At 43.4% G+C, this 25,222-nt stretch carries 18 protein-coding genes and 1 pseudogene; 10 read left to right on the top strand and 9 right to left on the bottom strand.

All coding sequences use genetic code 11. The annotated features are described in order from the left end of the window. Nucleotides 1–26: 26 nt before the first annotated feature. From chrA to AAA952_RS14625, 3 genes are all read right to left on the bottom strand, one after another. Complete coding sequence (gene chrA, locus AAA952_RS14635) at nucleotides 27–1,388, bottom strand: chromate efflux transporter (protein ID WP_338258078.1); 1,362 nt, start codon at nucleotides 1,386–1,388, stop codon at nucleotides 27–29. Beyond that, the gene (locus tag AAA952_RS14630) at nucleotides 1,385–2,317 is read right to left on the bottom strand and encodes a chromate resistance protein ChrB domain-containing protein (protein WP_338258076.1); all 933 of its coding nucleotides are present in this window, start codon (nucleotides 2,315–2,317) and stop codon (nucleotides 1,385–1,387) included. Before AAA952_RS14630 ends, chrA begins: the two co-directional genes overlap by 4 nt. Before the next feature lie 206 nt (nucleotides 2,318–2,523). Beyond that, on the bottom strand, nucleotides 2,524–2,715 hold the full coding sequence (locus AAA952_RS14625) for a transporter associated domain-containing protein (RefSeq protein WP_338258074.1): 192 nt from the start codon (nucleotides 2,713–2,715) through the stop codon (nucleotides 2,524–2,526). 16 nt (nucleotides 2,716–2,731) lie between these two features. Between AAA952_RS14625 and AAA952_RS14620 the strand changes: the two are divergent. The 3 genes and pseudogenes from AAA952_RS14620 to nadS form a co-directional block, all read left to right on the top strand. Then, nucleotides 2,732–2,929: pseudogene (locus AAA952_RS14620) on the top strand (IS3 family transposase); the annotation flags it as partial. Between the two features lie 125 nt (nucleotides 2,930–3,054). After that, nucleotides 3,055–3,390, top strand: coding sequence for a type II toxin-antitoxin system RelE/ParE family toxin (locus tag AAA952_RS14615; protein WP_338729020.1), 336 nt, complete (start codon nucleotides 3,055–3,057; stop codon nucleotides 3,388–3,390). Continuing rightward, nucleotides 3,387–3,674 (top strand): NadS family protein, encoded by a 288-nt coding sequence (nadS, locus tag AAA952_RS14610; RefSeq protein ID WP_011074394.1) that lies wholly within the window; start codon nucleotides 3,387–3,389, stop codon nucleotides 3,672–3,674. Before AAA952_RS14615 ends, nadS begins: the two co-directional genes overlap by 4 nt. A gap of 203 nt (nucleotides 3,675–3,877) precedes the next feature. On the opposite strand, the gene AAA952_RS22385 is transcribed toward nadS, so the two are convergent. From AAA952_RS22385 to AAA952_RS14600, 3 genes are all read right to left on the bottom strand, one after another. Continuing rightward, on the bottom strand, nucleotides 3,878–4,225 hold the full coding sequence (locus AAA952_RS22385) for a DUF4238 domain-containing protein (RefSeq protein WP_445190384.1): 348 nt from the start codon (nucleotides 4,223–4,225) through the stop codon (nucleotides 3,878–3,880). A gap of 745 nt (nucleotides 4,226–4,970) precedes the next feature. Next, nucleotides 4,971–5,909, bottom strand: a complete 939-nt coding sequence (locus tag AAA952_RS14605) for a diguanylate cyclase (protein WP_338258072.1) — start codon at nucleotides 5,907–5,909, stop codon at nucleotides 4,971–4,973. Next, nucleotides 5,909–10,807 carry a PAS domain S-box protein gene (locus tag AAA952_RS14600; protein ID WP_338258070.1) on the bottom strand — a complete coding sequence of 1,633 codons (4,899 nt, stop codon included), beginning with the start codon at nucleotides 10,805–10,807 and terminating at the stop codon, nucleotides 5,909–5,911. Before AAA952_RS14600 ends, AAA952_RS14605 begins: the two co-directional genes overlap by 1 nt. Before the next feature lie 298 nt (nucleotides 10,808–11,105). Between AAA952_RS14600 and AAA952_RS14595 the strand changes: the two genes are divergently transcribed. The 4 genes from AAA952_RS14595 to AAA952_RS14580 all read left to right on the top strand — a co-directional run bounded on the left by AAA952_RS14595 (nucleotide 11,106) and on the right by AAA952_RS14580 (nucleotide 16,183). After that, the gene (locus AAA952_RS14595) at nucleotides 11,106–12,209 is read left to right on the top strand and encodes an agmatine deiminase family protein (protein ID WP_338258067.1); all 1,104 of its coding nucleotides are present in this window, start codon (nucleotides 11,106–11,108) and stop codon (nucleotides 12,207–12,209) included. Between the two features lie 142 nt (nucleotides 12,210–12,351). Beyond that, the gene (locus tag AAA952_RS14590; protein ID WP_338258065.1) at nucleotides 12,352–13,722 is read left to right on the top strand and encodes an amidohydrolase; all 1,371 of its coding nucleotides are present in this window, start codon (nucleotides 12,352–12,354) and stop codon (nucleotides 13,720–13,722) included. A gap of 219 nt (nucleotides 13,723–13,941) precedes the next feature. After that, on the top strand, nucleotides 13,942–14,079 hold the full coding sequence (locus AAA952_RS14585) for a hypothetical protein (RefSeq protein WP_338258063.1): 138 nt from the start codon (nucleotides 13,942–13,944) through the stop codon (nucleotides 14,077–14,079). Nucleotides 14,080–14,542: 463 nt separating this feature from the next. Beyond that, nucleotides 14,543–16,183: a methyl-accepting chemotaxis protein gene (locus AAA952_RS14580; RefSeq protein WP_338258061.1), complete on the top strand. Its 1,641-nt coding sequence runs from the start codon at nucleotides 14,543–14,545 to the stop codon at nucleotides 16,181–16,183. Between the two features lie 1,022 nt (nucleotides 16,184–17,205). On the opposite strand, the gene AAA952_RS14575 is transcribed toward AAA952_RS14580, so the two are convergent. Both AAA952_RS14575 and AAA952_RS14570 read right to left on the bottom strand, forming a co-directional pair. After that, nucleotides 17,206–17,664 carry a DUF2057 family protein gene (locus tag AAA952_RS14575; RefSeq protein ID WP_338258059.1) on the bottom strand — a complete coding sequence of 153 codons (459 nt, stop codon included), beginning with the start codon at nucleotides 17,662–17,664 and terminating at the stop codon, nucleotides 17,206–17,208. 81 nt (nucleotides 17,665–17,745) lie between these two features. Further along, nucleotides 17,746–18,123, bottom strand: coding sequence for a hypothetical protein (locus tag AAA952_RS14570; RefSeq protein WP_338258057.1), 378 nt, complete (start codon nucleotides 18,121–18,123; stop codon nucleotides 17,746–17,748). Nucleotides 18,124–18,709: 586 nt separating this feature from the next. Here AAA952_RS14570 and AAA952_RS14565 point away from each other — a divergent pair. The 3 genes from AAA952_RS14565 to AAA952_RS14555 all read left to right on the top strand — a co-directional run bounded on the left by AAA952_RS14565 (nucleotide 18,710) and on the right by AAA952_RS14555 (nucleotide 22,676). After that, entirely contained in the window at nucleotides 18,710–20,872 is a 2,163-nt protein-coding gene (locus tag AAA952_RS14565) for a TonB-dependent receptor plug domain-containing protein (protein WP_338258055.1), read from the top strand. Then, nucleotides 20,872–21,333: a TlpA family protein disulfide reductase gene (locus tag AAA952_RS14560; RefSeq protein ID WP_338258053.1), complete on the top strand. Its 462-nt coding sequence runs from the start codon at nucleotides 20,872–20,874 to the stop codon at nucleotides 21,331–21,333. Before AAA952_RS14565 ends, AAA952_RS14560 begins: the two co-directional genes overlap by 1 nt. A gap of 377 nt (nucleotides 21,334–21,710) precedes the next feature. Further along, nucleotides 21,711–22,676, top strand: a complete 966-nt coding sequence (locus tag AAA952_RS14555; RefSeq protein WP_338258051.1) for a sensor domain-containing diguanylate cyclase — start codon at nucleotides 21,711–21,713, stop codon at nucleotides 22,674–22,676. A gap of 432 nt (nucleotides 22,677–23,108) precedes the next feature. Here the strand turns inward: AAA952_RS14555 and AAA952_RS14550 are convergent, their stop codons facing one another. Next, nucleotides 23,109–25,166, bottom strand: a complete 2,058-nt coding sequence (locus AAA952_RS14550) for a TonB-dependent receptor (protein ID WP_338258050.1) — start codon at nucleotides 25,164–25,166, stop codon at nucleotides 23,109–23,111. Nucleotides 25,167–25,222 lie beyond the last annotated feature (56 nt).

Here is a 25,222-nt window from a genome sequence, read left to right as displayed (position 1 = left end):
GTGCGTTTTCAAGTCGATTGAGAGAGTTAACTACTCCCCATTAACGAAACCATCAGCCCAACAAGCGCCGATATACCAATCACTTTCATCACATTCATTTTGTAACGAAACAATGCAATGCCCGCAATAATAGCAATGATGGCTGATATCCATTCAAACGACCCCTCAAAACCTGTTGGCCATAAAATGTGATAACCAAAAAACAGAGCGAGATTTAAAATCACACCCACGACAGCCGCAGTGATCGCCGTCAGTGGCGCAGTGAATTTCAAATCGTTATGCGTCGTTTCAATAAAAGGTGCACCCGCAAAAATAAAGGAGGGTAAAAAGGTAAACCAGGTAACAATCGTGGCGGCAACTGCGCCCGCCAGAAATACCATATCGGGTCCAAATACGGCTTGCACATATCCCCCCACAAAACCGACAAAAGCCACTACCATAATGAGCGGTCCAGGTGTGGTTTCACCGAGTGCGAGCCCATCGATCATTTGCGTAGGCGTAAGCCAACCGTAATGGCCGACCGCGCCCTGATAAACATAAGGTAATACCGCATAGGCACCACCAAAGGTGAGTAATGCCGCTTTGGTAAAGAACCAAGCCATTTGGGTGAGCGCGTGATCCCAACCCCAGTAAGCCCAGAGCGCAAACAGTGGAATTGCCCAGAGTAATGCACCAGTGATCAAGATTAGGCTGAAACGCGACCAGCGGAAAATCGCGTGGGTGGGGGTTGGAGTGTGATCATCAATCAAAGCAGTGCCGAAGGATTTATCGGTTTTGCCGTGACCACCGCTGCTGTTGAAATAATCAGGCAAAAATCGCCCACCTAAATAACCCATCAGCGCCGCTGCAATCACGATGTAAGGGAATGGCACATTGAGCGCAAATATCGCCACAAACGCCGCGGCGGCAATCATCCACATGACATTATTTTTTAATGCACGCGAGCCAATCCGATGAGCAGCATGTACGACGATAGCAGTTACCGCTGGTTTAATTCCATAAAACAAACCAGCGACCCAATTCATCTCACCGTAAGCGATATACACCCACGACAGTGCAATCAAAATAAACAGTGATGGCAACACAAACAACCCTCCGGCCACGACACCACCCCAGGTGCGATGCATTAACCAGCCGATATAAGTCGCGAGTTGTTGCGCCTCAGGGCCGGGCAACACCATACAGTAATTTAGGGCATGCAAAAAACGCTTTTCACTGATCCAGCGTCTACGCTCGACCAGTTCCTGATGCATGATAGCGATTTGCCCCGCAGGACCGCCAAAACTGATAAGCCCAAGCTTTAACCAGAAACGAAAGGCTTCCCAAAAACCGACTGGCACTGGTGCTTCTACTTGTTTAACAGACGATAATTTGGTGGCGTTACTCATACCGTTTCCTTATCAGTAAAAGCGGCCAATAACGCATCGAAGACACCATTAGCAGTGATGATGAGTTGATCGTCGTCGTGAATGCTGTTGCGCAATCCCCACAGGATTTGCTCCAGGCCACTGGCCTCGCTAGGCTGGATCCCACCTGCATCTAGAAAATGTATCAAAGCCCCCATGCGCGCTAAACTGGGGTGTTCGAGCCCAAAACTTTCCAGCAGGACTTCAAAGGTCACCTTGCCATTGAGGTGAGTAAAACTGGCGCCATCAAAATCAAATCCCAGCGCATCGATGGGACAATCCTGAGGGGCTTGCAACCATACAAAGCGTGCTTCAGGGTCGATAAAACGGCTAATCAACCAGGCACTCGCAAGACGATCTACCCAGGGGCGGCTTCGGGTTGCCCATAACCGTCCGCGATAGAGGTCGACATCCAATCTCGGAATTTCACCGGCATGTTCATGGGGTTCATTGGGTGATAACTGCCGGTTGAGTTTACGTTCAAGACGTTGCAGCGCCTGCTGGGTTTGCACCTGCGCTTCGCCAGGGAAAAAATCCGTAACAGTGATGGCAGTGAAGTTCTTACGCAGTTTGCGCAACTGTCGTATTGCCTCTTGCAGGGAGTTAACTGCCAATTCTTGAATCTGGGGAAGTTCCTGTAAAAGGTTGGCATACTCATCGCGACGGTCAAACAAATCACTAAATTGGCTACCGTCTTTGCTATCCACGAAGAGCACATAAGCCGAGCCTTTACTTGCTTCCACTTCTTGTGCAAAGCCATCAAACAACTGCTGATGTTCTGGTCGTTGGGGAAGTAGATAAACGCCGTCACGTAATACGGCGGCACCGGCGGATTTAAGAGATCGCCACAACCTCATGCGAACAGTCGCATTTTGGGTAGGCAGGGATAAAATTAATAGTATCCACTTCATAATGGTGTAGAGTAAAGTTTAAATGTGTAGATTGCTCTACACCAACTTGTTTAGCCTGTACAGGAAAGCAATCCGGATCCTGTACATCTAGGGTTTACCGAGATTCTAGAGTAAACCATAAAAAAGACTAACGTTTTGAATCTATGAATTATATTGATATTCGTCGAGAGTGAGTAATGTAACATCACTCAAAACTTATTACTCGACTAACACTGATTCATCGGGCTCTTCAGGTAACTTTGGGCCAGGACTTTATCAACCCTTTTACCATCCATGTCCATAATTTCGAGTCGCCAATCCGCCACATCAACAATATCTGTGGTTTGAGGTATTTTGCCTAATTCATACATCAAAAATCCATTTAGCGTTTGATAACGCCCATCCTCTTCATTTGGCAATTGCTTTATACTTAAAGCGTCTGTCGAGCGATTCTTTGGCAGCTTAAAACACGATTGGATTTTTAAAGTTAATCAACCAACAAGGGAGTTTATGAAGCAAGATGTGACTGCTTACATGAAATATTACAACTTGGAGCGGCTGCATTCTGCTAATGACGATCTGTCACCTGTAGAGTTTGAAAATTCTCAAGTAAAAGTGTCCAGTTTGGGTTGACCAGTACACTAAAGCAGTCTTGACGAGTGTGTGGTATCAACAAAATGGCAAATGACCCTGTGTTGATTACCACATACGTAAGGTGTACAGTGTACACCTCAAAGGTGGCATAAGGATTTTAATTAGTGAGCCATGCTATTGAGTTTGTCGAAACCTCGATCTTTACAAGACAGATCAAGGAACTTGCAACAGATGACGAACTAAAGGATTTGCAAGCAGAGCTTATTGCTCAGCCGGATAAAGGCGATATGATCAAAGGCACAGGTGGCCTACGAAAGGTTAGAATGGCTGTAGGCAACAAAGGGAAGAGTGGCAGTATACGAGTGCTCTATGTCCTTGCTCTGGCCGATAAAATTTACCTGGTACTCGCTTATCCAAAAGCAGTTAAAGATAGCCTAACTGCGGAAGAAAAGGCCAAATTAAAACTAATCGTTCAATCACTTAAAGGAGAGAGCAAATGAGTATATTTAACGAACTTCAAGCCTCCCTTGAAGAAGCGGTAGAAATTCATCATGGTCTCAAAAAGCCCGCTCGAGTAACTCGTTATGAAGTTGCCGACGTTAAGTCAATCCGTGAAGATTTGCTTAAAGTGACGCAGGCCGAATTTGCTGCCACGATGGGTGTCAGTGTAGATACTGTTAAAAGTTGGGAAGGTAAACGCCGCAATCCTGCAGGATTAGCAGCTAAAGTGCTTGCGACGATTCAGCAAGATCCTAAAATCTACGCAGCCCTTGCCGCTCACTAAAATTATTCAAAGGCCCTTCTTGGGCCTTTTAATTCTCCCTATCTGAATCACTACGCGCATCACGTTGGCATTTTGCGCGAGTTTCGGGCTCACGCGCTTTGATCCAAACTCGTGTCAGGCCGAACAGTTCTGGCATGTTTATGCCCCAAAGCCTGTTAGCCTTTGATAGCGACGAATTTCCTGTTTCATTATTTGACTTACTTTTACTCATGCAAGTAAGGGGGTTTATGGACTGTTTTAACAGCCTTGAGATTTGAACCAACAAACTTCTTATAAGGCTTAAGCGACTCCTCACTGTTGCCAATGATATGAAAATTGGCACGTTTGGCTATATTGATATTCATTTCCTCTACAACATCAAATGACACTTGAACCTTGCCGCGAGGAAAACGATTTGATTTGTTTATCATGTAAGTAACATTTGGTGATATCGGATAGTAGAAATCACATTCATGATTTTTTGGTGGTTTAATCTCGTTGGTTAATGCTTGATGAACATTAACAATGGGTTGGTCAGAAGTAATGAACGGTGTATCTGTGTCATTGAGCAGCAGGCAATGAGTGTCGTCATTTCGGTCTAAGTAAAGTGATCAACCTAAATTCATACCGAACATGTAACCAATGAACCACCAACACTCTAGCGTTAACGTCTTAATATGATTGGCTGCTGTGTTGTTTATCGTATCTTTGAAGTTTTAGTTCTCGCAATTTGTTGACCAAAGAATTGCATGAACCTAATCATATTATCGTCATTATCAAGTACAGATAAATTTCGATTTGCAAGCGCCACTAGAGTTTCTTGAACTTCATTTTCGTGCTGTGTGATAGTTTTCAACACCATTGCACTTCCAAGCTTCAATCATCTTATCAGCAATTTCATCTTTTTTACTGCCTTGTTTATACAGTGATTCCAAGCATTGCATTGCTAGGTAATCACTTAGATAAGACATGTGCAGCTCGTGTAGGTCTTTAGGGATTTTTGAAGACCATCTTTTGATTATTTGCACATGTTCAGGTGTAACAGAACACGCCTTAGTGGAGGCTTGAGCCGTATGCAGTGAAAGTTGCACGTACGGTTCTTAGGAGGGCGGCACTTGGTAACAGGTGCCGTCTATCCGACAAAAATGAGCCCGTGAATCACTCTACACCAGACTGATTCACACGCTAACATTTACAATATTATGTCTTTTTTTGTTTCTAAAGCTGTAGCCAATTCAGTTGAACACGATGAATGTAAAATTTCAGTTTTGATAATTTCAAAAATCAAAACTTACAATGTGTACTCAATAATGCAGTTTACCGTAACAGGCTAACCCCGCTGACTTGATTACGACCATGTTCTTTCGCAAGGTACAATTGCTTATCTGCCGATTCGATAAGTGTTTGCCATTTTAAATGCCGATGAGGCTGCATGCTCGCAACGCCAGCACTAATCGTGACCTCTTGAAAACTGGAGCCTAAATGCTCGATGTGTAAGGCTTGCACTGCGTTAACGATGAGTTGTGCGATGTGCATCGCGCCTAAATGCTGAGTGTCCGGTAATAGGCAAATAAATTCCTCACCACCATAGCGCGCCACTAAATCGTTCGGGCGGTGTATCGCTGTGCGTAGCGCTTTCGCAACGAGACGTAAACATTGATCTCCTTCCTGATGACCATAGCGATCGTTGAAAAGTTTAAATGAATCGACATCTAACATCACCACTGACAAAGGTGCACTATTTCTGCAGCAGTACTTCCATATTTCGGGGATCCGTTGCTCAAACAGGTGCCGATTCGCAACCCCTGTGAGCCCGTCCAGTAAAGCAATCGATTGGAGTAAATCGGCTTGTTGTTTGAGGATAAACTGATTATTCACCCTCGCGTTCGTGATAATCGGATTGATGGGTTTATGAATAAAATCGGCGGCGCCAAGCTGAAAGCCTTTAACCTCTTCTTGTTCATCAAAATGCGCGGTAACAAAGATAATGCAGATATTGGCTGTCGCGGGATCGGCTTTGAGCCGTTGACACACTTCATAGCCCGTCATACCGGGCATTTCTATATCTAAAAGCACTAAATCAGGCAGTTCATTCTGGCAGACTGCGATGGCTTGCTCTCCGTTTATGGCCATAAACATTTCATAATCTTCATGAAAAAGCTGATGTAATATTTTTATGTTGAGGGGTTGGTCGTCAACGATAAGAATTTTTCCCTTCATGCGATTGGCTTGCGGGATGATTTCCGTAGGATGCATTATTTATTCTCCAACATGATGATGCGTAAAGTGTCTGATGCCTTATCGAATTCGAGTGCTTGTACTTGCCCCTGTAGCGTTATCCATTGTGGATGGTGTGGTAATTTTTTGATTAATCGGTCAACGAAAGTCATGGCTTCTAAATTGTTCGCTTTTAAGAGGAGCATGAGGGCGTTCAGTTCAGTCCAAGCACTCGGCATTAACGTTTGAGAATCGATTTCATGTGCTATTTTATCTTGAGCTAATGCAGTCTGTTCAGGCTGAGGGATGTAGGTAGAAAGTTGCTGAGTACTTTCATTGATTAATAATTCTAATTGTTCGGTCCACGCTTTTATCTCAATAAACTCAAGGTCTTTTTGTTTGAGTTGTTTCTCTAAAAATGCGGCATAAGCGGCTAAACGCAGTGCACCAAAATTACTGGCAAGACCTTTGATACCATGTCCCACGGCCGCCGCAGTGGCATACTCAAATACTTTAGTAGACTGCTTGAATAGATTAAGTTGTTTCAACATTTCAGGTGCAAAACCTTTCGCCATTTTCTGGAAAAATGCCTGATTACCGCCAAAACGACGCAGTATTAGCTTGATGTCATCCAGTAATGGCATATCGTCCATATCGTCGAGTGGAGCCTGTAACTCCGCTGGCTGATGCTGTTGCGCTAATGAGGGGACTTCTTCCTGTCCCACTAAACGCAAAATGCTGGGGAGCAATATCTGCATGTCGATTGGCTTACCTACGTGGTCATTCATACCAGCATCGAAGCAATCCTGTTTATCGCTTTGGGATGCATTGGCTGTCATCGCTAAAATAGGCAGATCCGCAAATCGGCTATCAGCGCGGATAAGCCGTGTTGCGGCTAGGCCGTCCATATCGGGCATTTGTATGTCCATGATCACGATATCGAATACGTTTCCACTTTCTAACACTTGAAACACCCCTTCAACGCCGCCGTTGGCAAGTTGCACGTTTGCCCCTTCATAACTCAGCAGCTCATCAATCACTTGTCGGTTGAGTTGATTATCTTCAACCACTAAAATGGCGAGTGTAGATAACCGTCGTTGCGAGTGTGGCGTAGGATTCACCGGCATCGTTTTGCCTTCGATAGCGTTGATTATCGCCTCGGCTAAAATCTGTGATGTGACTGGTTTAGTTAAAAAATTCACGAAGGGGACATTTTTTATATGCTGACTTTCGCTAATCACCTCATGGCCGTAGGCGGTGAGCATAACGATGAGCGGAATAGGGCTATCTGAGTGAGAATTACATATTAAATCAGCGGTTTGTAGCCCATCAAGATCTGGCATACGCCAATCCATTAGCACGACATCAAATGGTCTTGCGTTTGTATTGGCTTGCTTTACTTTTTCAAGCGCTTGATATCCCCCCGAGGCGGTTTCTGCACTGCAGCCAAAGTCAGTCAAAATCTTATGTAAAATTTCGACGGTAAGCGGGTTATCATCGACAATTAAAATATGATACCCACTGAGGTCAATGGCGTGAGTAGCTTCAACTTCCATGACGCAGAACGTTACATCAAACCAGAAGCGGCTACCCACACCTACACGGCTGGTGACGTTTAACTGGCCTCCCATGAGTTCGACTAACTTTTTGCTTATCGCTAATCCTAGCCCTGTACCGCCAAATCGCCTTGATGTTGACGATTCGGCTTGTTCAAAGCCCGTAAAAATGCGCTCTATTTGCTCTTCACTAATACCAATACCAGTATCTGAAATTGAAATCTGCACAGTAACGGTATTGGCCTCATGACGTAAGCATTCCATGGCGACGGTGACTTGACCGTGGCGTGTAAATTTAAGGGCATTACCCGCTAAATTAACCAAGATCTGTTGTAGCCTCAGTTGGTCAGCTAAGAGCCAGGCGGGTAAAGCCGGATCAAGGTCAAACATGACCTCGACATTTTTGTTGCCATGGTTGCCCGACAGCACAATTGCAAGGTCTCGCATAAGCAGTTCGATTGAACAAGGGTGCAGATCGAGTGTTAATTTACCGGCATCGATTTTTGAAAAATCGAGAATATCATTCAGTAACCCTAATAATGATTTCGCCGCAGTTTGGGTTTTGGAGACATAATCCTGTTGTTGCACTGACATTGAGGTATGTTGCATTAATTGCAGCATACCTAAGACCGCATTCATTGGGGTGCGGATCTCATGGCTCATATTGGCTAAAAATGCGGACTTGGCCGCATTAGCCGCATCTGCCTCATATTTAGCCTCTCTCAAGGTTTCTTCCAATTGCCGCTGTTCGGTAATATCTAAATTGATACCGATGACTTTTGTAACCTGACCTGTGGCATCGCGTTCGATTTGGGCGGCAGCTTGCACGTAACGAATAGTGCCATCGGTTCTGACGACTCTAAAAATGGGATCATATTGGTCTTTTTCTTCTACTGCCGCTTTTAGCTTCGCCTCGGCGAAGTCAATATCATTTGAATGGATCCGCATACGCCAATGCTCATAGGTTAATCCGTTATCCTGTAAGCTTAGAGGATGATCGTAAATAGCAAACATCCGCTCATTCCATTCGAGGGAGTTATCGCGTAAATCCCAGCTCCAGATCCCGAGCTTGGCGACTTCCGCGGCTTTACTTAAATAATGACTCGCAGTGACAAGTGCTTTTTGTTGTTGTAGTACTTGGGAAATATCAATCGCAATGCCTAAATAACCAATAATCTCGCCGAGATTATCCTGCATGGCTGTAACAGTGAGAGAGACTTGGCATTGACTGGTGTCTTTTCGCACATAGGTCCAAGTGCGCGTTTCTGGCCCAAAGGTTCGCGCTTTATAGACAAATACATCAAAGCCTTGAATGTCTTCACCATACTCACTGGACAATTCAGTTGCTCTTACCGCGACTTCCTCGGGCAAATGTAGCGGTGCCGGTGTTGATAGCCCGATCATATCCACTGCGGCGTAACCGAGTAATTGCTCGGCCCCACGATTGAAAATCGTGATCACGCCCTTTTTGTCCGTTGCAATGATGGACATTTCGGAGGCGGCATCGAGTACGTTCGTTAATAACGAACCCAACTTATTTTTCTCAATTTGCGCCAATTTGCGCTCTGTGATGTCGGTTCTTAATGCGACAAAACGTTCTATATCGCCGTTTTCATTAAAGACAGGGCCAATCACAGTATCAAACCATTTCAGCATTTGGTGTCGGTCACGATTACAAATCTCACCATGCCAAGATAGGCCCGATTTTATTTGGGCCCACATGGTGCGCCAGAATGCGGCATCATGCTCACCAGAGTTCAAAATGGCATGGGTTTTACCTAACAATTGTTTACGTGAATAGCCACTTACGTGACAAAAATTATCATTCACTTCTAAGATGACGCCATTCGGGTCGGTGACAGAGTAGAGCAGCTGTTGATTGATGGTGTCGAGCAACGTCTGGTTTTCGAGTAATGCTTGCTGGAGCGCATTGGTACGCTTGGTGACTTCTTGTTCTAAACGCGCATTCAAATTTAAAATATGCCGCTCGCCATCTTGTTGGACGGTGATGTCGCGGATAGTTTGGCTTACCCCCACAATCTCATTGTGTTCATTATAGATAGGTAGCGCTGTCGTAGAGGTTGATAACTGGCTACCATCTTGGCGCTGATGGCTTGATATTCGATTTAATACTGTTTTTCCTGAGAGCACTTCGCTAAACAGAGCGTGTTCTTTCGAGACGCTATTGGATGGAATAATCAATTCTGCATTTGATTGACCTAATACCTGATGTTCTTTATAGCCAAATAGCTGCTCAGCGCCTTGGTTCCAACTCGTAATTTGGCCTGCAAGGTTAAAGCTGATTATGCCGTCGAGGGAATGCTCTAAGATGCTGGCCCGCCTTGCCTGCTCAGCTTGCATTTGCTGCTTACGTTGCGAACTTAAGGACCACACCGTGATAAAGGCGGCCAACAGTAGACTGAATAACCCGCCACTGAGCAGTACTAAGCTCGGTTGATTAAGGTGTAATGATTGAATAAAAGCGGGGTAGGCAATGACTTCGACCTGCCATTTGCGGCCAAAAATAGTTTTTGTCAATGTGTGGCTATATGCTGATGGTAGCGAGGCATCATTGGCATGCGTCTCAAAAAATCGAATGGGGTGCTGTGCTTGGGTAACATCACTGAGCAGCAATTTAGTTTGTTTTTGATTAAGCGCTAAATTCGTTAGCACTTCGTTTGTCACGAGGGGGGCATAACTCCAACCATAACCAGCAGAAAGCCTTTCTTCGACGGTTTTGGGTATCCAAACGCTACGATAAATCGGTCGTAATATTAAAAAGGCCTGCGAAGGCTCACCAGTGGCTTGTACTAACGTGATGGGAGCCGATAACCGTACTTCTCCAGATAATAACGCGGCATCTGCTGCTTCTTTACGATAGGCTTCGGATGCAATATCTAACCCAACGGCAGCACGGTTTCTGTCTAGCGGCTCAATGTATTCAATCACATACTTTTCGCCGCTGTGTGGGGTCAGTTGTCGAATATTGAAGTCAGGCCAATCGTCATTTTTGGCTCTTGCTAAAAATGCGGCTTCATCTGCGCTGGATATTCGACGAATAAACCCAAATCCTCTGGCTCCTGGAAACTCTGCATCAATATCACGGGTCAAGCTGTAACGATGGAATATCGCACGGCTGATATTGTGCTCACCTGCGGTGATGATTGTCCCTTGAGCCCCACGCAAGCCATATTGATATAACTTAATACGGTTGATGACGTTCTCACTGATAAGCTCAGCGTTTTGTTGCAAAGCTTGTCCGATGACGTGGGCGTTCATCCGTCCTATCTGCCATGTGATTAAGCCGCTGAGTATCAATCCTAATATCAGAAAACAGATGCCCAGTTTATAGGCGGGTTTATAACTCGTCAGCAAATTCATATGTGCTTAATTATCCATCCATAGTAAGGTTCTGATTTTGGACCATTAAAAGACTTTTTGCCACTGAGGAAGGATTGGCAAAAGCTAAATAGGTTAAAAGTCGTGAATTTAAGTGGTGAGCTATGGTTTCAGCCCGTTAGTGTCATGCGAATAGGAGCAATTTGATATATCGTTATTTGCCTAGCGATTGGTTACGGCAAGTTGGATAGTCTTTTTTCTGATATAAATATGCTTCTAAGATTGTGGATGGCTTGAGTACTGCTGTTTGCGTTGTCAGCTTTTTATAGGATGGGTCAATATGAACAATCGGCGCAATTTCATTAAGTCATTTGGCGTTCTTACCTCCGCTACATTGTTGTGTGGCCCAACAGAGATATTTGCAATGTCTAATAATAAGTTGTGGTTTATGCCTGATGAGAGTGAGCCCCACTTGCGCACATGGATGGCCTTTGGAGCAAGTCAGAAAATCTGGGGTAAGAAGCTTCTGCCGGAAGTTCAACGTAACTTAGCGACCATAGCACTGTCCATCGCAAAGTACGAACCCGTTTCAATGCTTGTTCGTCAAGCAGACCTTCCTTTGGCTCAACAACTTATGGGTGACAACATTGAGCTAATTAGCTGTCCACTGGATGATTTGTGGATGCGTGATACTGGCCCTGTTTTTGTTGTTACTGAGAAGGGTGACAAAGGGACGGTTGACTTCAATTTTAATGGATGGGGTGAGAAGCAGGACTTTGACGATGATACTGAAGTCGCTTCGTTTGTCACTCAGCAAGTAGGCCTGCATCGCATTAAGACTGAGTTGGTGCTAGAAGGTGGAGGAATTGAGGTTGATGGTCACGGCACTGCAATTATAACGGAAAGTTGTGTGCTCAATGAAAACCGTAACCCTGGCCTCAGTAAGAGTCAATGCGAACATGAGTTAAAGCGATTGCTTGGATTGGAGAAAATCATTTGGCTGCCTGGCATCAAGGGGAAAGATATCACCGATGGCCATACTGATTTTTATGCCCGTTTTGCGCGGCCCGGTGTGGTTGTCGCTGGGTATGATCCTGATCCAGCGTCTTTCGACCATGCAGTAACAAAAAAGCATCTAGAAATTCTAAGCACAGCTACAGATGCAAAAAACCAAAAACTTGAGGTAATTGTTCTTGAGGCTCCTTCCATTGTTCGGGATAAATTCGATAATGAGGATTTTGCTGCAGGCTACATTAATTTTTACGTCTGTAATGGTGCAGTTATCGTCCCTGAATTTGGTGACCCCGCGGCTGACGCTGCAGCTAAGCGCCAATTGCAGAACGTGTTTCCTGAGCGTGATGTTGTACAGATCAATATCGATGGTATAGCAGCAGGTGGAGGAGGTATTCATTGTGCAACGCAGCAGGAGCCTTGGAGCAATTAACATCGTAAACTATGATAGAGACAGGCTTAGCCGCGGATGGCTTGGTCAACAATACCGCGTAAACTGAAAATACATTATTTTTTTAAATGGGTCGCTGAGTTTATTGCTCTTAATTCATTGTTTAGTGCAAAGGAAGACTATTATGTTGAAACGAGTATATAGCTTACGTTTAACCCGCATTTTTATTTTAATTTTTTTGTTTAACTTTAATGTTGTTGCTCAGATTAGTGAGGAGAACACTAAACTGCCTGACAGTCTCCTGGAACAATTAAATTCTGTTGTAAAAAAGGATACGGGTCGTCTGGTTGATATGTTTAAAGATCTTCATATGCATCCTGAATTGGCTTTCACTGAAGTCCGGACAGCTAAGATTGTTGCTAATGACCTTAAACGCTTGGGATATACCGTCACTGAAGGGATTGCAAAAACTGGGGTTGTCGGTGTGCTCCAAAATGGAGCGGGTCCAACAATCTGGTTTAGGGCTGATATGGATGGTATATCAGTAAAAGAAGACACGGGTCTCTCCTATAGCCCTAATAGAAAACAAAAACTTTCTGATGGCTCTGAAATCGACGTAATGCATGCCTGTGGACATGACGCACATGTGGTTTGGTTATTGGGCATGGCAAGTGCGATGGTTGAACTTAGGGAGAGTTGGTCTGGAACACTTATTGTTTATACTCAACCTGCAGAAGAAGTGGGATTGGGGGCGCAGGCGATGGTTAATGATGGCTTATGGGAAAGAGGTTTCCCAAAACCGGATTATGCCTTTGGATCGCATACAGCACCTATCCCTGTAGGGCATGTATCAAGTTCTGCGGGGTTGAGAATGGCAGGTACAGATCAGCTTGATATAACCTTTGTGGGCAAAGGTGGTCATGGCTCAACACCTCAAATGACAATCGATCCTATTGTTATGGCTGCTCAAGCTATTCTTTCTTATCAAACAATCATTAGTCGGAATCTGGATCCACTAGATTCCGGCGTTATCACTGTCGGTGCCATAGACGCCGGACGTGACAATAATGTTATTCCTACAGAAGCGATATTGAAGCTTAATCTAAGGTGGTTTACGCCAGAAGTCCGTAATAAAATAATTTTACGTATTGACGAAATTAATAATGGTATTGCATTTGCGTCTGGAGTGAGCCCAGAGCAAATGCCCATACGTAAAATGAAAGGCAATGCTGGGCCATTAGTTAATAACGATAAGCTAGTCACTAAGATTAATCCTGCATTAAAACAATTATTGGGAGCTGAGAATGTCTATGATCAATTTCCGCCCGTAATGGGATCTGAAGATTTTCAAGAAGCTTTTAATACTCTCAATGTTCCCTATGTATTCATGTTAGTGGGGGTTGCTCCGATGGAACAATTTACTGCTGCACGTGCTAAAGGGTTACCCTTCCCCTATGCTAATCATAATCCCAATTTTTTTGTTGATTTGAATTCTATATCTGTAGGTGCCAGAGTTAATACAGTTGCAGCATTAAGTGTCTTAAGAAAACGATAGTTGATTAGAGTCAGACTTACCTCGTCTGATCCATGCGCAGAATTTCGCGTTTTCGTATGATTCTAAGCTAACAAGTTACTGATTTATATACATATGCTAGTGAAGAACGGTTAACAAGCCGCTTTTATATCGTTACGGTCACAAAAAAGCGTGGTCTTTTACTAATCTCGCCGTTTAGCTATGCATGAAAGTGGGGAAAGATGTCAATTGGAGTGCAATATGAAATCACCTAAAATACCTGACGATGAACAGGTTCGTTTAAGTCAGCTACGCGCTTTAGTCATTCTTGATATTTCTCCTGAAGAGCGATTTGAGGAACTATCGGGATTTTGTAAATTTTTGCTAAATTATGGCTAATTAATTGTTCTCTTTAGATATTGTTCGATCCTGCTTGCCAGTTCCTTTCAATTTAAGGAACCATTTATCCCATCTATCCATGATGTCTTTTGGTGTATTCACTATTGATTCCAACGGCTCCATTTCAGTCAATAATATGAATTTTTTATCAGTCTATTCAACAAGTAGCGTGTTTGACGGCTTAATTAGAAATGCTGCCTATTAAGATCTATCTTCCATAGAGGTTATCTGCTGCTTAAATAAGTTGTTTTCTGCATTCACCACTAGCTTCATTTTATCGTTACACTCATCAATCAACAATTTTTGGTATGTTGACATTAAAAATAGTTGTTAGTTAATTGTTTATTGCTACACATACAGATCATACTGATACTTTAGAGAAAGCAGCAATATCCTTCTTAAAGAAGATATAAAATGCTTATGTTTGCACCGTTCTTGCAGAACATTAGACAGGGGCCTTTCTATGTTTAAAAACATGACAATAATACAGAAAATAACCGCAGTATTTTTTATCCTTTCTTTACTGGTGTTAGGGTTAGCTTGGTTTTCGGTCGTTCAGTTGGCCAGTTTGCATAATAATACGACCAAGATTACTGAAAACCTGATCCCTTCTATTCGTTCATCTGCTCAAATGCAAGTTGCTTTATTTGATGCACGGCGTGCCGAACTGAATCTGGTGATTGATGTAATGAAACAGGACACCGCAGCGATGGAAATTAGCGAACAGCGCTTTGAGACAGCCAAGCGTGAATTTGAAGCTGCCAAACAACAATATGCCAAACTGGAGTTTGTATCAGAGCAAGACAAACAACAATTTATTGAACTTGGTGACGCTGCCGAAAAATACTTCTCTGCACACTTGTCATTACTGGCAGCGATTGAAAAAGGGGATATGGCAAGTGTAAATGTGATGATCAAAACCGTGACCAGAAAAACTTTAGAACTGGCTGGTGAAGAAACGACAAATTTACGACGTGAAAATGATCGCGCAGCACAAGAAATGGCTTTACAGAGTAAGGATGCCTACAAAGCAGCCAAAATGCTCAGCATTATAGTGGGACTTGGCACAATCTTTTTTGTAGTGGCCATGGCATTTTTGCTTATCCGTCAGATCCAAAAACCTATAATGTGGTTATTAACGCAAACTCATCAGGTCTCTGCTGGTAACTTGACTAATAAGCTCGATATAAATGCATTTGCCCGTGATGAGTTCGGTCAACTGGCAGAGAGCTTTAATGAGATGCAAGGTAACTTACGTATGCTGGTTAGTGAGGTTTCGAACTCTGTAATACAACTTAGTTCTGCAGCTGAGGAGATCAGTGCTGTAGCTTTGCAATCATCCAATAATATGCAAACTCAGCAAAATGAGTTGAGCCAGTTAGCAACTGCTATGCATGAGATGCAGACTACAGTGCTAGACGTGGCCCGCAATACCAACGATGCCGCCAATGCCGCGACACAAGCAAGTGGTACAGCGACACAAGGTAGTGAGACAGTGAATGATTCGATTATACGGATTGATAAAGTTGCCGGAGCAATAGAAGCAACCGCAGTTGTTATCCGCAAATTGGGAGATGACAGTCGTAATATCGGGATGGTGTTGGAAGTAATTCAAGGTATCGCAGAACAAACCAACTTATTAGCACTGAATGCAGCCATTGAAGCTGCAAGGGCTGGCGAGCAAGGAAGAGGTTTCGCTGTTGTTGCCGATGAGGTACGAACGCTAGCCAAACGGACACAGGACTCAACCTCTCAAATCAATAGCATTATTACTGAATTACAGCTCCGGGCTAATGAAGCTGGGGTGACTATGCAACAAAGCCAAGCGATGATGATTGAAACAGTTTACAAAGCTCGGGAAGCTGGTGAATCGATTGCAAAAATCAGCAGTTCAGTGAACTGTATTTCTCAAATGAATATTCAGATAGCTACCGCAACGGAAGAGCAGGGAGCGGTGAGCGAAGAGCTAAACCGTAATGTGGCAAACATTAACGAAGCTTCTGAAGAAGTGGCGACAGGTGCAAAACAGATGGCGATGGCATGTAACGATCTCAATCATTTAGCCACGCAGTTACAAGATGTGGTGAGGAAGTTTCGTATTTAAATTTTCTTTTTGAAAAATGCAAGTTGAAGACGATAAATAAAGTTTCATACCTAACCGGATGAAGCCCAGCACTTCAACAACTAAATACCATTTAGTGTTATATCGGAATTATTTAACGCACAATAGCTTGGCGCTCAAGTTTCTATGTCATCTTTTATGGAAAAAGTCGGGCGTGCAGGGTTACTAACAACCCCGCACTCTAGACGCAACATATCGAGTGACAACAGCACAGCCGCCAATCCATACTTTGTCTCCAATTATTACGGAGGTTATTTTTCCATCACCAGCTAAACGCCGTTCAGCATCAAGAGTATGCGCAGCAGTATAAATCTGTACCCTAGGGTCGAGCATAGCGTTTAATCTTAAAGATTTTTCTGCATCAGAACTCAATATGCTAGAACTATCAGCTATCCATCCAGATGAGTTTTTTGTGCGATATATTCGAGTTAGATCCAAGCTCTTGTATCAAAGTTGCTCAACAGCAAAAACGTAGCTTAAAGAATTCCCTCTGATAATAGTATCAGAGTTTTTAAATTGCTTACAAAAGCAAAGGTTACCAGTTTTTGTTTCGAAGCTGAGGCCATTTGAATTAATGCTTTAGACCAATACCCGTGCGATGAATCACTCTTGTCTAGTCTGATTCATGCGTCAGCAGAAAACTACAATATTATGGATTCTGTTTAGATTCTAAAGCAGTGGTTAAATTTAGTTGGCTACAACACTTATGCCCACACTTGGCCATTAAAAGATTCTGACAACTGAAATCGTTAAACAATGCCAACAATCGTTGATATATGATGCGGTGCCATCATAGATGCTGCTTAGTCTGTAAATTATAGTATTGTGTTGGGTCAGAGCAGTTTACGGCGTTCATCTGCATTATGGTCTTGGCACTATGGATAAGCATTAGACACAATACCTTATCCGACGAGAGCGAGCAAAGAGAGAACATTTAGCATAATAGAGGCATTATGCTGCAATGCGTTAATTCACATTTCAGTTAATGCCCCTGCTTGCAACTCTTAAGGGGTAATTATTTTAGAGTGACTTTCCAGCATATCCGCCATTAATTGGCTGTGGTTTTGCAGTCGTAGTTGCTGCGGTGCTGCGCCATCAACACTTAACAGAATACTAGGTTTTTTTAAAAAATGTTTAGCATCAGCTTCGCTGAGTAATTTAGGTGTGTTGATCTGGTAATCTGACTGTGGCGTTACATCTAAGGTGAAGAATAAGGGTTTAGACGTCACCCAAGATCCACTGTCATCAGCACGATAGCTAAATAGATCTTGATATTTTACTTCAATCAGCACTTTACCTTCGGGTAATTGCGCAGGTTTAAAAGCTTCCGTTACTTGACCATTAATACTGATTACATTAAGGGTATTAGTGCCTTTTATGGTTGCTGCAGTTGCTGTCATGCTGATAATGCTCATGATTAAAGTAGCACTAACTAAAATGTTATGAAATGAAGTGGTTTTCATAATAAACTCCAAAAATTTGCTGCATAGCGAGAGAGCACAATCGTTGTGGCACTATCGCTGAACATTGAATCGATTTGATGGTTAAAAAAGATCGGTTACAGCAATATCGGAGTTGGGAGGCGGTGTGGTTAATTCAAGATCGGCTGTTTGAATAGCCCAACTTTGAGTCGCAATACGCCAACTAACATTATTTGTTAACGCAAGTTGAAGCTGTGTTGCGGTTAGATAAAGTTGTGCGAGACAATGGGTTTTACAATGGTTGGTAAGGGAATACTGGCAATGCTGCATGCATTCGTCCGGAGGACAATCTGACATAGCACAATTCATTTTGCTATCAGTCATTTGCATACAGTGGATATCATATAAGTCATTCATTGCTGAAGCTGGCATAGCATTCACGATCGCCGATTGGGCGATAAGTGAAAATAACAGTGCTATGGTGATCCAATACTTAGTCATAAAAACTCGATTAAATGTGTGTCTATTCCTAATGAACTAACAAAGTTGGGAAAAGGGAAAATTCTATCCAAAAGTCACTTTTCCTTGAATTTAATTTCAAGTACGACGCTCAACAATTAAGCTGCTAGCTTGATGAAAAACTATATTATCTTAATAATTTTGCATTAACCATAGATTTCTTCATGGTTGTTTAGTCTTAAATCGTGCGTGTGAATTACTCTGTCCTAGTCTGGTTCATGTATCGAATTCCACCATTGTGTTCTGACTTCGAAGTAGCGTGCTTTTGCCGTAATTAGACAGAATTACTGTACGCGAAGTAGCCTGCTTACACAAATTTTTGTGTAATTATGGGCAATATCCACTCTGTATTGGATCATATCATGTGGGGTTAGCGTGGCTGAACTTGCTCTATTTTGTGCTCTATCTGCAGCAAACCACTGTTAATCACTCTCGTACTGTCACTGCCAATTTTTATCATCTCGTCAATACAAGTTTTAAAAAGGTGTTAAAAGTATGATTAATGTCAAATAGCAATCATTCTCATTAGTGTATTGTGGCGTCACTTTCTATTTACGGAGAAACGAGAGTGAAACCTACTTATTTGGCCACCATTTTAGCCATGCTACTCAGCCCACAACTGGTGGTCGCTGAAGAAGTTGATAGCGCTGAAACAGTAAATATTGAACGTATGAGTGTTATCGGAGTAAGGCAGCGGCTAGAACAAGCGGGAACATTAGCTAATACGATAATGAAAACCGAGGTCATTAACGCAACCACGATTGAAAACAAAAACGCTGTTAATTTATCAGAAGCTATTGATAATTCACCAGGCGTCAAGGTTTCTAACGAATGCTCAATGTGTGGCGTTAAACGCATTATGCTTAACGGCATGAAAGGGGAGCAAACTACGATTTTAGTCGATGGTTTACCTGTGCATACCATGATCTCGGGCTACTATGCAGTCGATGCAATCCCTACCACAGGGATTGAACGTATTGAAGTCGCCCGAGGTGCGGGGGCATCATTAATTGCTCCTGAGGCTATTGGCGGTACTATCAATATTATCAGTTACGAACCTACGGAAAACGGCGCAGAACTTGATGTTTCAGCGGGTGAAAATGGTTACCGAAAACTGGGTTTTCTTGGCAAAGGAGTCAGTGAGGATGGCAGTACCCGTGCCACTTTAGTTGCTCAATATGATGATAGGGATCAGTTTGATGCCGATAATAACAAGGTCAACGAAGCGCCACTGCAGGAGAACCGCAGCCTGACTGCCAGAGTGTCGCAGGATGTCACAGATACCGACAATCTCGTGCTACGTCTTGCCAATATTCAATCAGAGATTTTTGGGGGACCTATGTTAGGGAGCACCTTTGCTGATGGCACAGCATCAAGCATTGGTAATGTATTGTCCGGTTTTGACGATCAATTTAGCGAGCCTCAACAACTGTTTGAAGATGGCGATGTTCGCAAACCGTTTACTGGCAAAGCATGGGAAACCACCGAATGGATCAAAACTGAGCGCAACGAGGCCTCATTAGCTTGGCTTAAAGAATTTAGTCATGACTGGAATATGCATTTGGCTACAAGCTATGCCGAACATAAACAAGATTCATTCTATGAAGGATTTGACTATACTGCTGAAGACAAAATGTGGTTCTTTGATGCTCGTTTTAACTATCTATTAAGCGAAAACCAACTGCTTACCTTTGGTGCCGATTTACGCACAGAGGAAATGCGCTCCCATTCTCGAACTGGCAGTGCGAATCCAGATTATGCATCTGACTCCTTTGATTATGATGTGAAGGGCATTTATCTACAGGATACGTGGCAAGCAACTGCAGTTCTCGAAGTCGCCATGGCCCTTCGTTACGATACGATCACCGCCGATTTTACCGATCCTAAAAAACCGGGTACCGAACTCGATGAATCTATTCTATCCCCACGGCTGGATATACGCCTGCGCCACAATGATGAATGGACATCACGCGTCTCAGCTGGGCGAGGTTATCGAGCCCCGCTTTCCTTCTTTGAGACCGATCATGGCATATTAGACGGTTCCCTTGGTTTTGATATAGATATTGATGAACTGGAACGCTCTAACTCAGCCAGTTATGCGTTAAGTTATGAGGGTGAGAAACTCACCTCTACAGCCTCTATCGCATGGACAGAAGTGGATCATCTTGCGGCATTAACGACTAATGACCATGGTATTCCATTGCTGACTCAGCTCGACGAAAAAGCAACAGTAATCACCAGTGATATCGCATTTGGTTACCGCTTAACCGAGGATATGACATTAAGTCTAACGGCTGAACATTTCGATTATGACTCAGTATTCAAATCATCGTATGCCGTTGCCCCAATTGAGGAAAGGGTAACACTCTCTTTAGATTGGGATGTAAACGATTGGGAGTTCTTCGCTAATCTCGTCTGGGTAGGTAGTCGTGATTTATCTGAATATGGCTACGATGGTTACAACCGCTTAGATGCTAATGGTCAAGTCGATCTCGATTCTAAAAAGACCACTGATGCGCCTGCTTACCTCACCCTCGACTTACGTGTTAGCTATGAGATAAACGAATATATGTCTCTTTATAGTGGTGTCAGTAATTTATTTGATTACACTCAAGCTGGCGATGAAGAAACACCGCTGTTTTACGATGCTGAAGGTGCCTTTGACGTAGGCTATATCTACGGTCCGCTGCGTGGGAGAGAAATCTACGCAGGCATGAAGTTAACCTTCTGATGTTACGTCAAATCGTATTAGTTTTAGTTTGCTGCGCTATGCCTCTACAGGCGGCGCAGCTTACTCGCGACTATCAGTTTCAAGCCCTGCGAAGCCAAAAACTGACCAACCTCTCGCATCTTGAAGGTCAACTGACTGCAATCATGTTTTTTGAGCCTGAATGCCCTTGGTGTATCAAACAATCTGTGGTGCTCAAAAAAATACATAACGATTGCAGTCAATCTATTCACCCCGTCGCCTTGGGCGTTAATGGTGATAACTTAACACTAAAGCGCGCATTATTTCGGCTTGATTTTCCCTTTGAAGCCTACCGCGCACCGCCTAAATTACTCAAAGATATGGGAGGTATACCCGCGACTCCGATCTTACTTTTATTAAATGCAAACGGGGAGTTAGTGAAGGGATATCGCGGCTTTACCAGTGAAGATGAACTAAAAGCGCAACTTTGTCCTACGGCTTAAATCATAGCTTCGTAAATAAGGAGAATACTCATATTTGTAGCAGTATGATTGCTAACTGAAGCGATTCAATATTGATCAGTGTGAGACGGTTATTGCTTTACCATATATTTCTTATGGGTGTTGAGCCCTATCGTAACGTACTTTAACTCAAAATTTTGCTTATGAACCACTCTAGGTGAGACTGTTTAGTCAGGTTCACGCACAGAGCCTCGCGTTCCCTTATGGTTCTGAGCTAGCATGTTACTTATTTATGGAAACGCTCTAGGTAGCGAATGGACTATAATATCGTTACGTCCATGAAAAAGTGTGGCCTTCTTCACTGGATTTGCTAGCGCTTGCCGTTTAGTGAAGGTGGAGGATGTCAATTGGAGTGCAATATGAAATCACCTAAAACACCTGACGATGAAAAAGTTCGTTTAAGTCAGCTACGCGCTTTAGCTATTCTTGATACTCCTCCTGAAGAGCGATTTGATCGCGTAACACGTATGGCGAAACGTCTATTTGGTGTCCCTATTGCTCTTGTGTCCTTAGTTGATGAAAATCGACAATGGTTTAAGTCATGTTTTGGATTAGATGTTTCCGAAACTGAACGGAGAATTTCATTTTGCGGCCATGCAATTCTTAATAAAGGCGCGCTAGTCATTAATGACACAACTCAGGATGAGAGGTTTTTTGATAACCCTTTGGTTATTGATGAACCGCATATTCGTTTTTACGCGGGCCAGCCACTGCATACGTTGAGCGGTCAAGGATTAGGTTCGCTCTGCATTCTTGACCTGACCCCGCGAGATTTCAGTGATGAGGACATCGCGATGTTAGCTAATCTTGCGGGTATGGTGGAGCGCGAAATTATGGCGGTGCAGCTCACCATATCCGATGAGCTGACGAAAATATCGAATCGTCTTGGCTTTATTACACTTACTCGATACTGCCTTGACGTATGCAAACGTGAGTTGTTTCCGGCCTCGCTTGTGTTTTTTGATTTAGACAAATTCAAAGAGATCAACGATACATACGGACACGCTGAAGGTGATAGAGCGCTCAAAATCTTTGCTGACGAAATGAGGGATTCATTCCGCACTTCGGATATTTTTGCTAGATTTGGTGGCGACGAGTTTGTCGCATTGTTAACCAATACGAGTACAGACCAAATTCAGCAGCTAATTGGACGTTTCGAGGTATCTTTAAGGTTGCGTTGTGCCTCGGAGTGCTTACCTTATTTCATCGCGTTTTCTTTTGGCATTGTTGATTACGAACCGCTTAAGCATGATTCAATCGAGGATATGCTGAATGAGGCAGATAAAGCGATGTATGAGAATAAAAAAAGCAAACGTAACGCGTAGCTGCGCAAATATCGAGTAAAACCAACTAACAAGTCAATGTAACGGACAACTAATTAAAATCTTATAGATTTCCTAGCGACCGTTTACTCCTAAATAGTGCACGTGAATCACTCTTGGTGCTTAGTCTGGTTCACGCGCCAAAAACTCCGTCTCACGTGGATTTGGGCTAACGCGATTTTTCCTAAAAACGATTTTCTAACCCAGCTATTCGAGTCCTTTAGCTCAACCAAGTGTTTGTGATTATAAATTGCTTGACCAGTACCACTACAAAGTGGGCTGCGTTAGAGAGACTGCATTTGTCGTAGAAAACTTTTGCATATTTAGTTTGGTGGGCAAAGGGACCGATTGTGTATGTTGTTTGGCTAATAATGCAAACACCCCCATTTAATAGGGGGTGTTTTCAAGCATAAAATTTTATGTGAACAAGATAGCTTAAAAGTTATACATCACTGATACACCGATGTTTCTTGGGTCGATAATTGCAGCGTAACCGTCCACATAACTGCGGCTGGGAGGCTCATTTACTGTCAATGCTTGCTCATCAAATAGGTTGTTCACGAAGCCACTTACCCGCCAGCTGTTGGCTTGATAATCGACGCTAAAGCGAGTTACTACATAGTCACCTGCCACGCGGTCTTCTGTGTTGTTGATATCGGCGAAGTATTCACCAACATAGTTGCCTGATAGGCCAAAGGTTAGCTCGTCATTGAGCCAATATTTAATGCCTAAGTTTGCGGTAACGTGTGGCGCCGCATTCAGTTGATTGCCAATAACATCCCCATAATTAGGATCTGCTCGTTTAATTTCACTGTCGAGCAAGCCCACTCCCGTCGTTAATTGCCAGTTATTACCAAGCATTGCAGTCAGGGCGGTTTCAATGCCATAGGTAACTGCTTTGTCTACATTGGTAATTTTTCGAGCTTGATTAGATGCTTGATATCCATCGAAGTTGTTATAGAAAAGGTTGGCACTAAGGTTGACATTACCGTCTAAAAATTCACTGCGCGAGCTAAGTTCGAAGGTATCAACAAATTCTTCATCGTAATAGTAGTATTCACTTTCTGCTAACGACAATGCTCCACCGCCAGCGTTATATCCGCGGCGCGCACTGGCGGCTAAGGTCGTGTTATCTGTGATGGCGTATTGCAGAACTAACTTAGGCAGTGTGACTGTGGTGCCGTCATCGAGGCTTTCATTTAGTTGACTACCTTGGTATCGCATCGAAAAATTACGTGTTTGTTCATCACGCATCACCCGACCGCCGAGAGTGACCCAAAGTGAGTCATCTAAACCATAGGTGATTTCACCGTAAATAGACGTTGATGTGCTACTGTCATCGCCGTTATAAATTGAGCTGCCTGTGCTATCAAAGTCTTGGCTGCGCTCAAAATAAGATAGGCCAATAAAACCATTCAAGTCGCGGTTATTTAAACCAAAACTGTATTTACCATCGACAGTGTAACTTTGATCTTTCATATCCACATATTGCTGCGCTGTCACTACTGGCTCGTAAGATTCAAAGCCCCAGTCATAATCCATGTAGGCGACAACTAAATCGAAAGCTTTGCCTTCACCAAGGTCGTAGTCGATTTTTACTGAGTGTGTGGCCGATTTAGTTTCAATATAACGCTGAAAGATAGGGCTATATGCCCAAGGGTCATTTCCCGTGAAGTAGTTACGTCCGGAATCTCCTTTCTCATCATTAAACGAGAAGCTATACATCACTTTTAGATCGTCAATAGCACTAGGTTGCCATAAAACTTTGCCGCGCCAGCGGTTAGTGATGAGTTCATTTTGGTCGAATGTGGCTGGGTTTGTGTCGTATTCCAAACCTTTGTTGTAGGTTTCACCTGTGACATTTTGCCCGCTGATCCTAAAGGCTAATTCGTCGTCTAGAATCGGGCCTGATAGCATTACGGCGCTATCAATATAGTTGTCTTGGTTGCGGTAACCTAAACGGGCGGCACCATGCCAATCGAACGTGGGATCTTCAGTTTTTATAAATACAGTACCACCAATACTGTTACGGCCATTAATGGTCGATTGTGGCCCTCGAAATATTTCAATTTGTTGAATGTCCCATAAGCCTGTATCGCCAGTGAGATCGGCTACAAAGGGTTCAGCTACGCCATCAATTAGAGTGGATACGCGTGCACGAGCACCGCCAGTAAATGAGTTGAAGCCTGAAGCCGAACCATTGCCTGAGACACCTCGGATATCTGGTACCGAGCCTGTTAGTACGACAACGTTAGGTATTTCGGACAAAGCATTTGAAATCGACTGATACTGACCGCTATCGAGTGTTTCTTTGTCAATAACAGATACCGACGAGGTCGTATCTTTTAAACTGCGCTCAATTTTTTCGCCATATACAGTAATTTTTTCAATAGCATCTGCCGACGCTATCTCGACGGCAGCGGCAGCCGTAGACATGCCAATACTCGACAGAAGTGCCGCAATCATATTTTTCTTAAATGCCCTGTGTTTCATAAAGATCCTCGGACTGACTATTAATGAATAGCGTGGTGTTAGCTAGAAGTGCCGAC

Origin of the sequence: Shewanella sp. M-Br (assembly GCF_036245925.1) — a bacterium.
GTDB lineage: Bacteria > Pseudomonadota > Gammaproteobacteria > Enterobacterales > Shewanellaceae > Shewanella > Shewanella oncorhynchi.
The sequence above is the reverse complement of the archived record's forward strand: the minus strand, read 5'-3'. Positions and strand labels throughout refer to the sequence as shown.

Coding starts and splice junctions, on each gene's coding strand:
- chrA (WP_338258078.1), bottom strand. CDS start 1,388: ATGAGTAACGCCACCAAATTATCGTCTGTTAAACAAGTAGAAGCACCA.
- AAA952_RS14630 (WP_338258076.1), bottom strand. CDS start 2,317: ATGAAGTGGATACTATTAATTTTATCCCTGCCTACCCAAAATGCGACT.
- nadS (WP_011074394.1), top strand. CDS start 3,387: ATGAGTATATTTAACGAACTTCAAGCCTCCCTTGAAGAAGCGGTAGAA.
- AAA952_RS14605 (WP_338258072.1), bottom strand. CDS start 5,909: ATGCATCCTACGGAAATCATCCCGCAAGCCAATCGCATGAAGGGAAAA.
- AAA952_RS14600 (WP_338258070.1), bottom strand. CDS start 10,807: ATGAATTTGCTGACGAGTTATAAACCCGCCTATAAACTGGGCATCTGT.
- AAA952_RS14595 (WP_338258067.1), top strand. CDS start 11,106: ATGAACAATCGGCGCAATTTCATTAAGTCATTTGGCGTTCTTACCTCC.
- AAA952_RS14590 (WP_338258065.1), top strand. CDS start 12,352: ATGTTGAAACGAGTATATAGCTTACGTTTAACCCGCATTTTTATTTTA.
- AAA952_RS14585 (WP_338258063.1), top strand. CDS start 13,942: ATGAAATCACCTAAAATACCTGACGATGAACAGGTTCGTTTAAGTCAG.
- AAA952_RS14580 (WP_338258061.1), top strand. CDS start 14,543: ATGTTTAAAAACATGACAATAATACAGAAAATAACCGCAGTATTTTTT.
- AAA952_RS14575 (WP_338258059.1), bottom strand. CDS start 17,664: ATGAAAACCACTTCATTTCATAACATTTTAGTTAGTGCTACTTTAATC.
- AAA952_RS14570 (WP_338258057.1), bottom strand. CDS start 18,123: ATGACTAAGTATTGGATCACCATAGCACTGTTATTTTCACTTATCGCC.
- AAA952_RS14560 (WP_338258053.1), top strand. CDS start 20,872: ATGTTACGTCAAATCGTATTAGTTTTAGTTTGCTGCGCTATGCCTCTA.
- AAA952_RS14555 (WP_338258051.1), top strand. CDS start 21,711: ATGAAATCACCTAAAACACCTGACGATGAAAAAGTTCGTTTAAGTCAG.
- AAA952_RS14550 (WP_338258050.1), bottom strand. CDS start 25,166: ATGAAACACAGGGCATTTAAGAAAAATATGATTGCGGCACTTCTGTCG.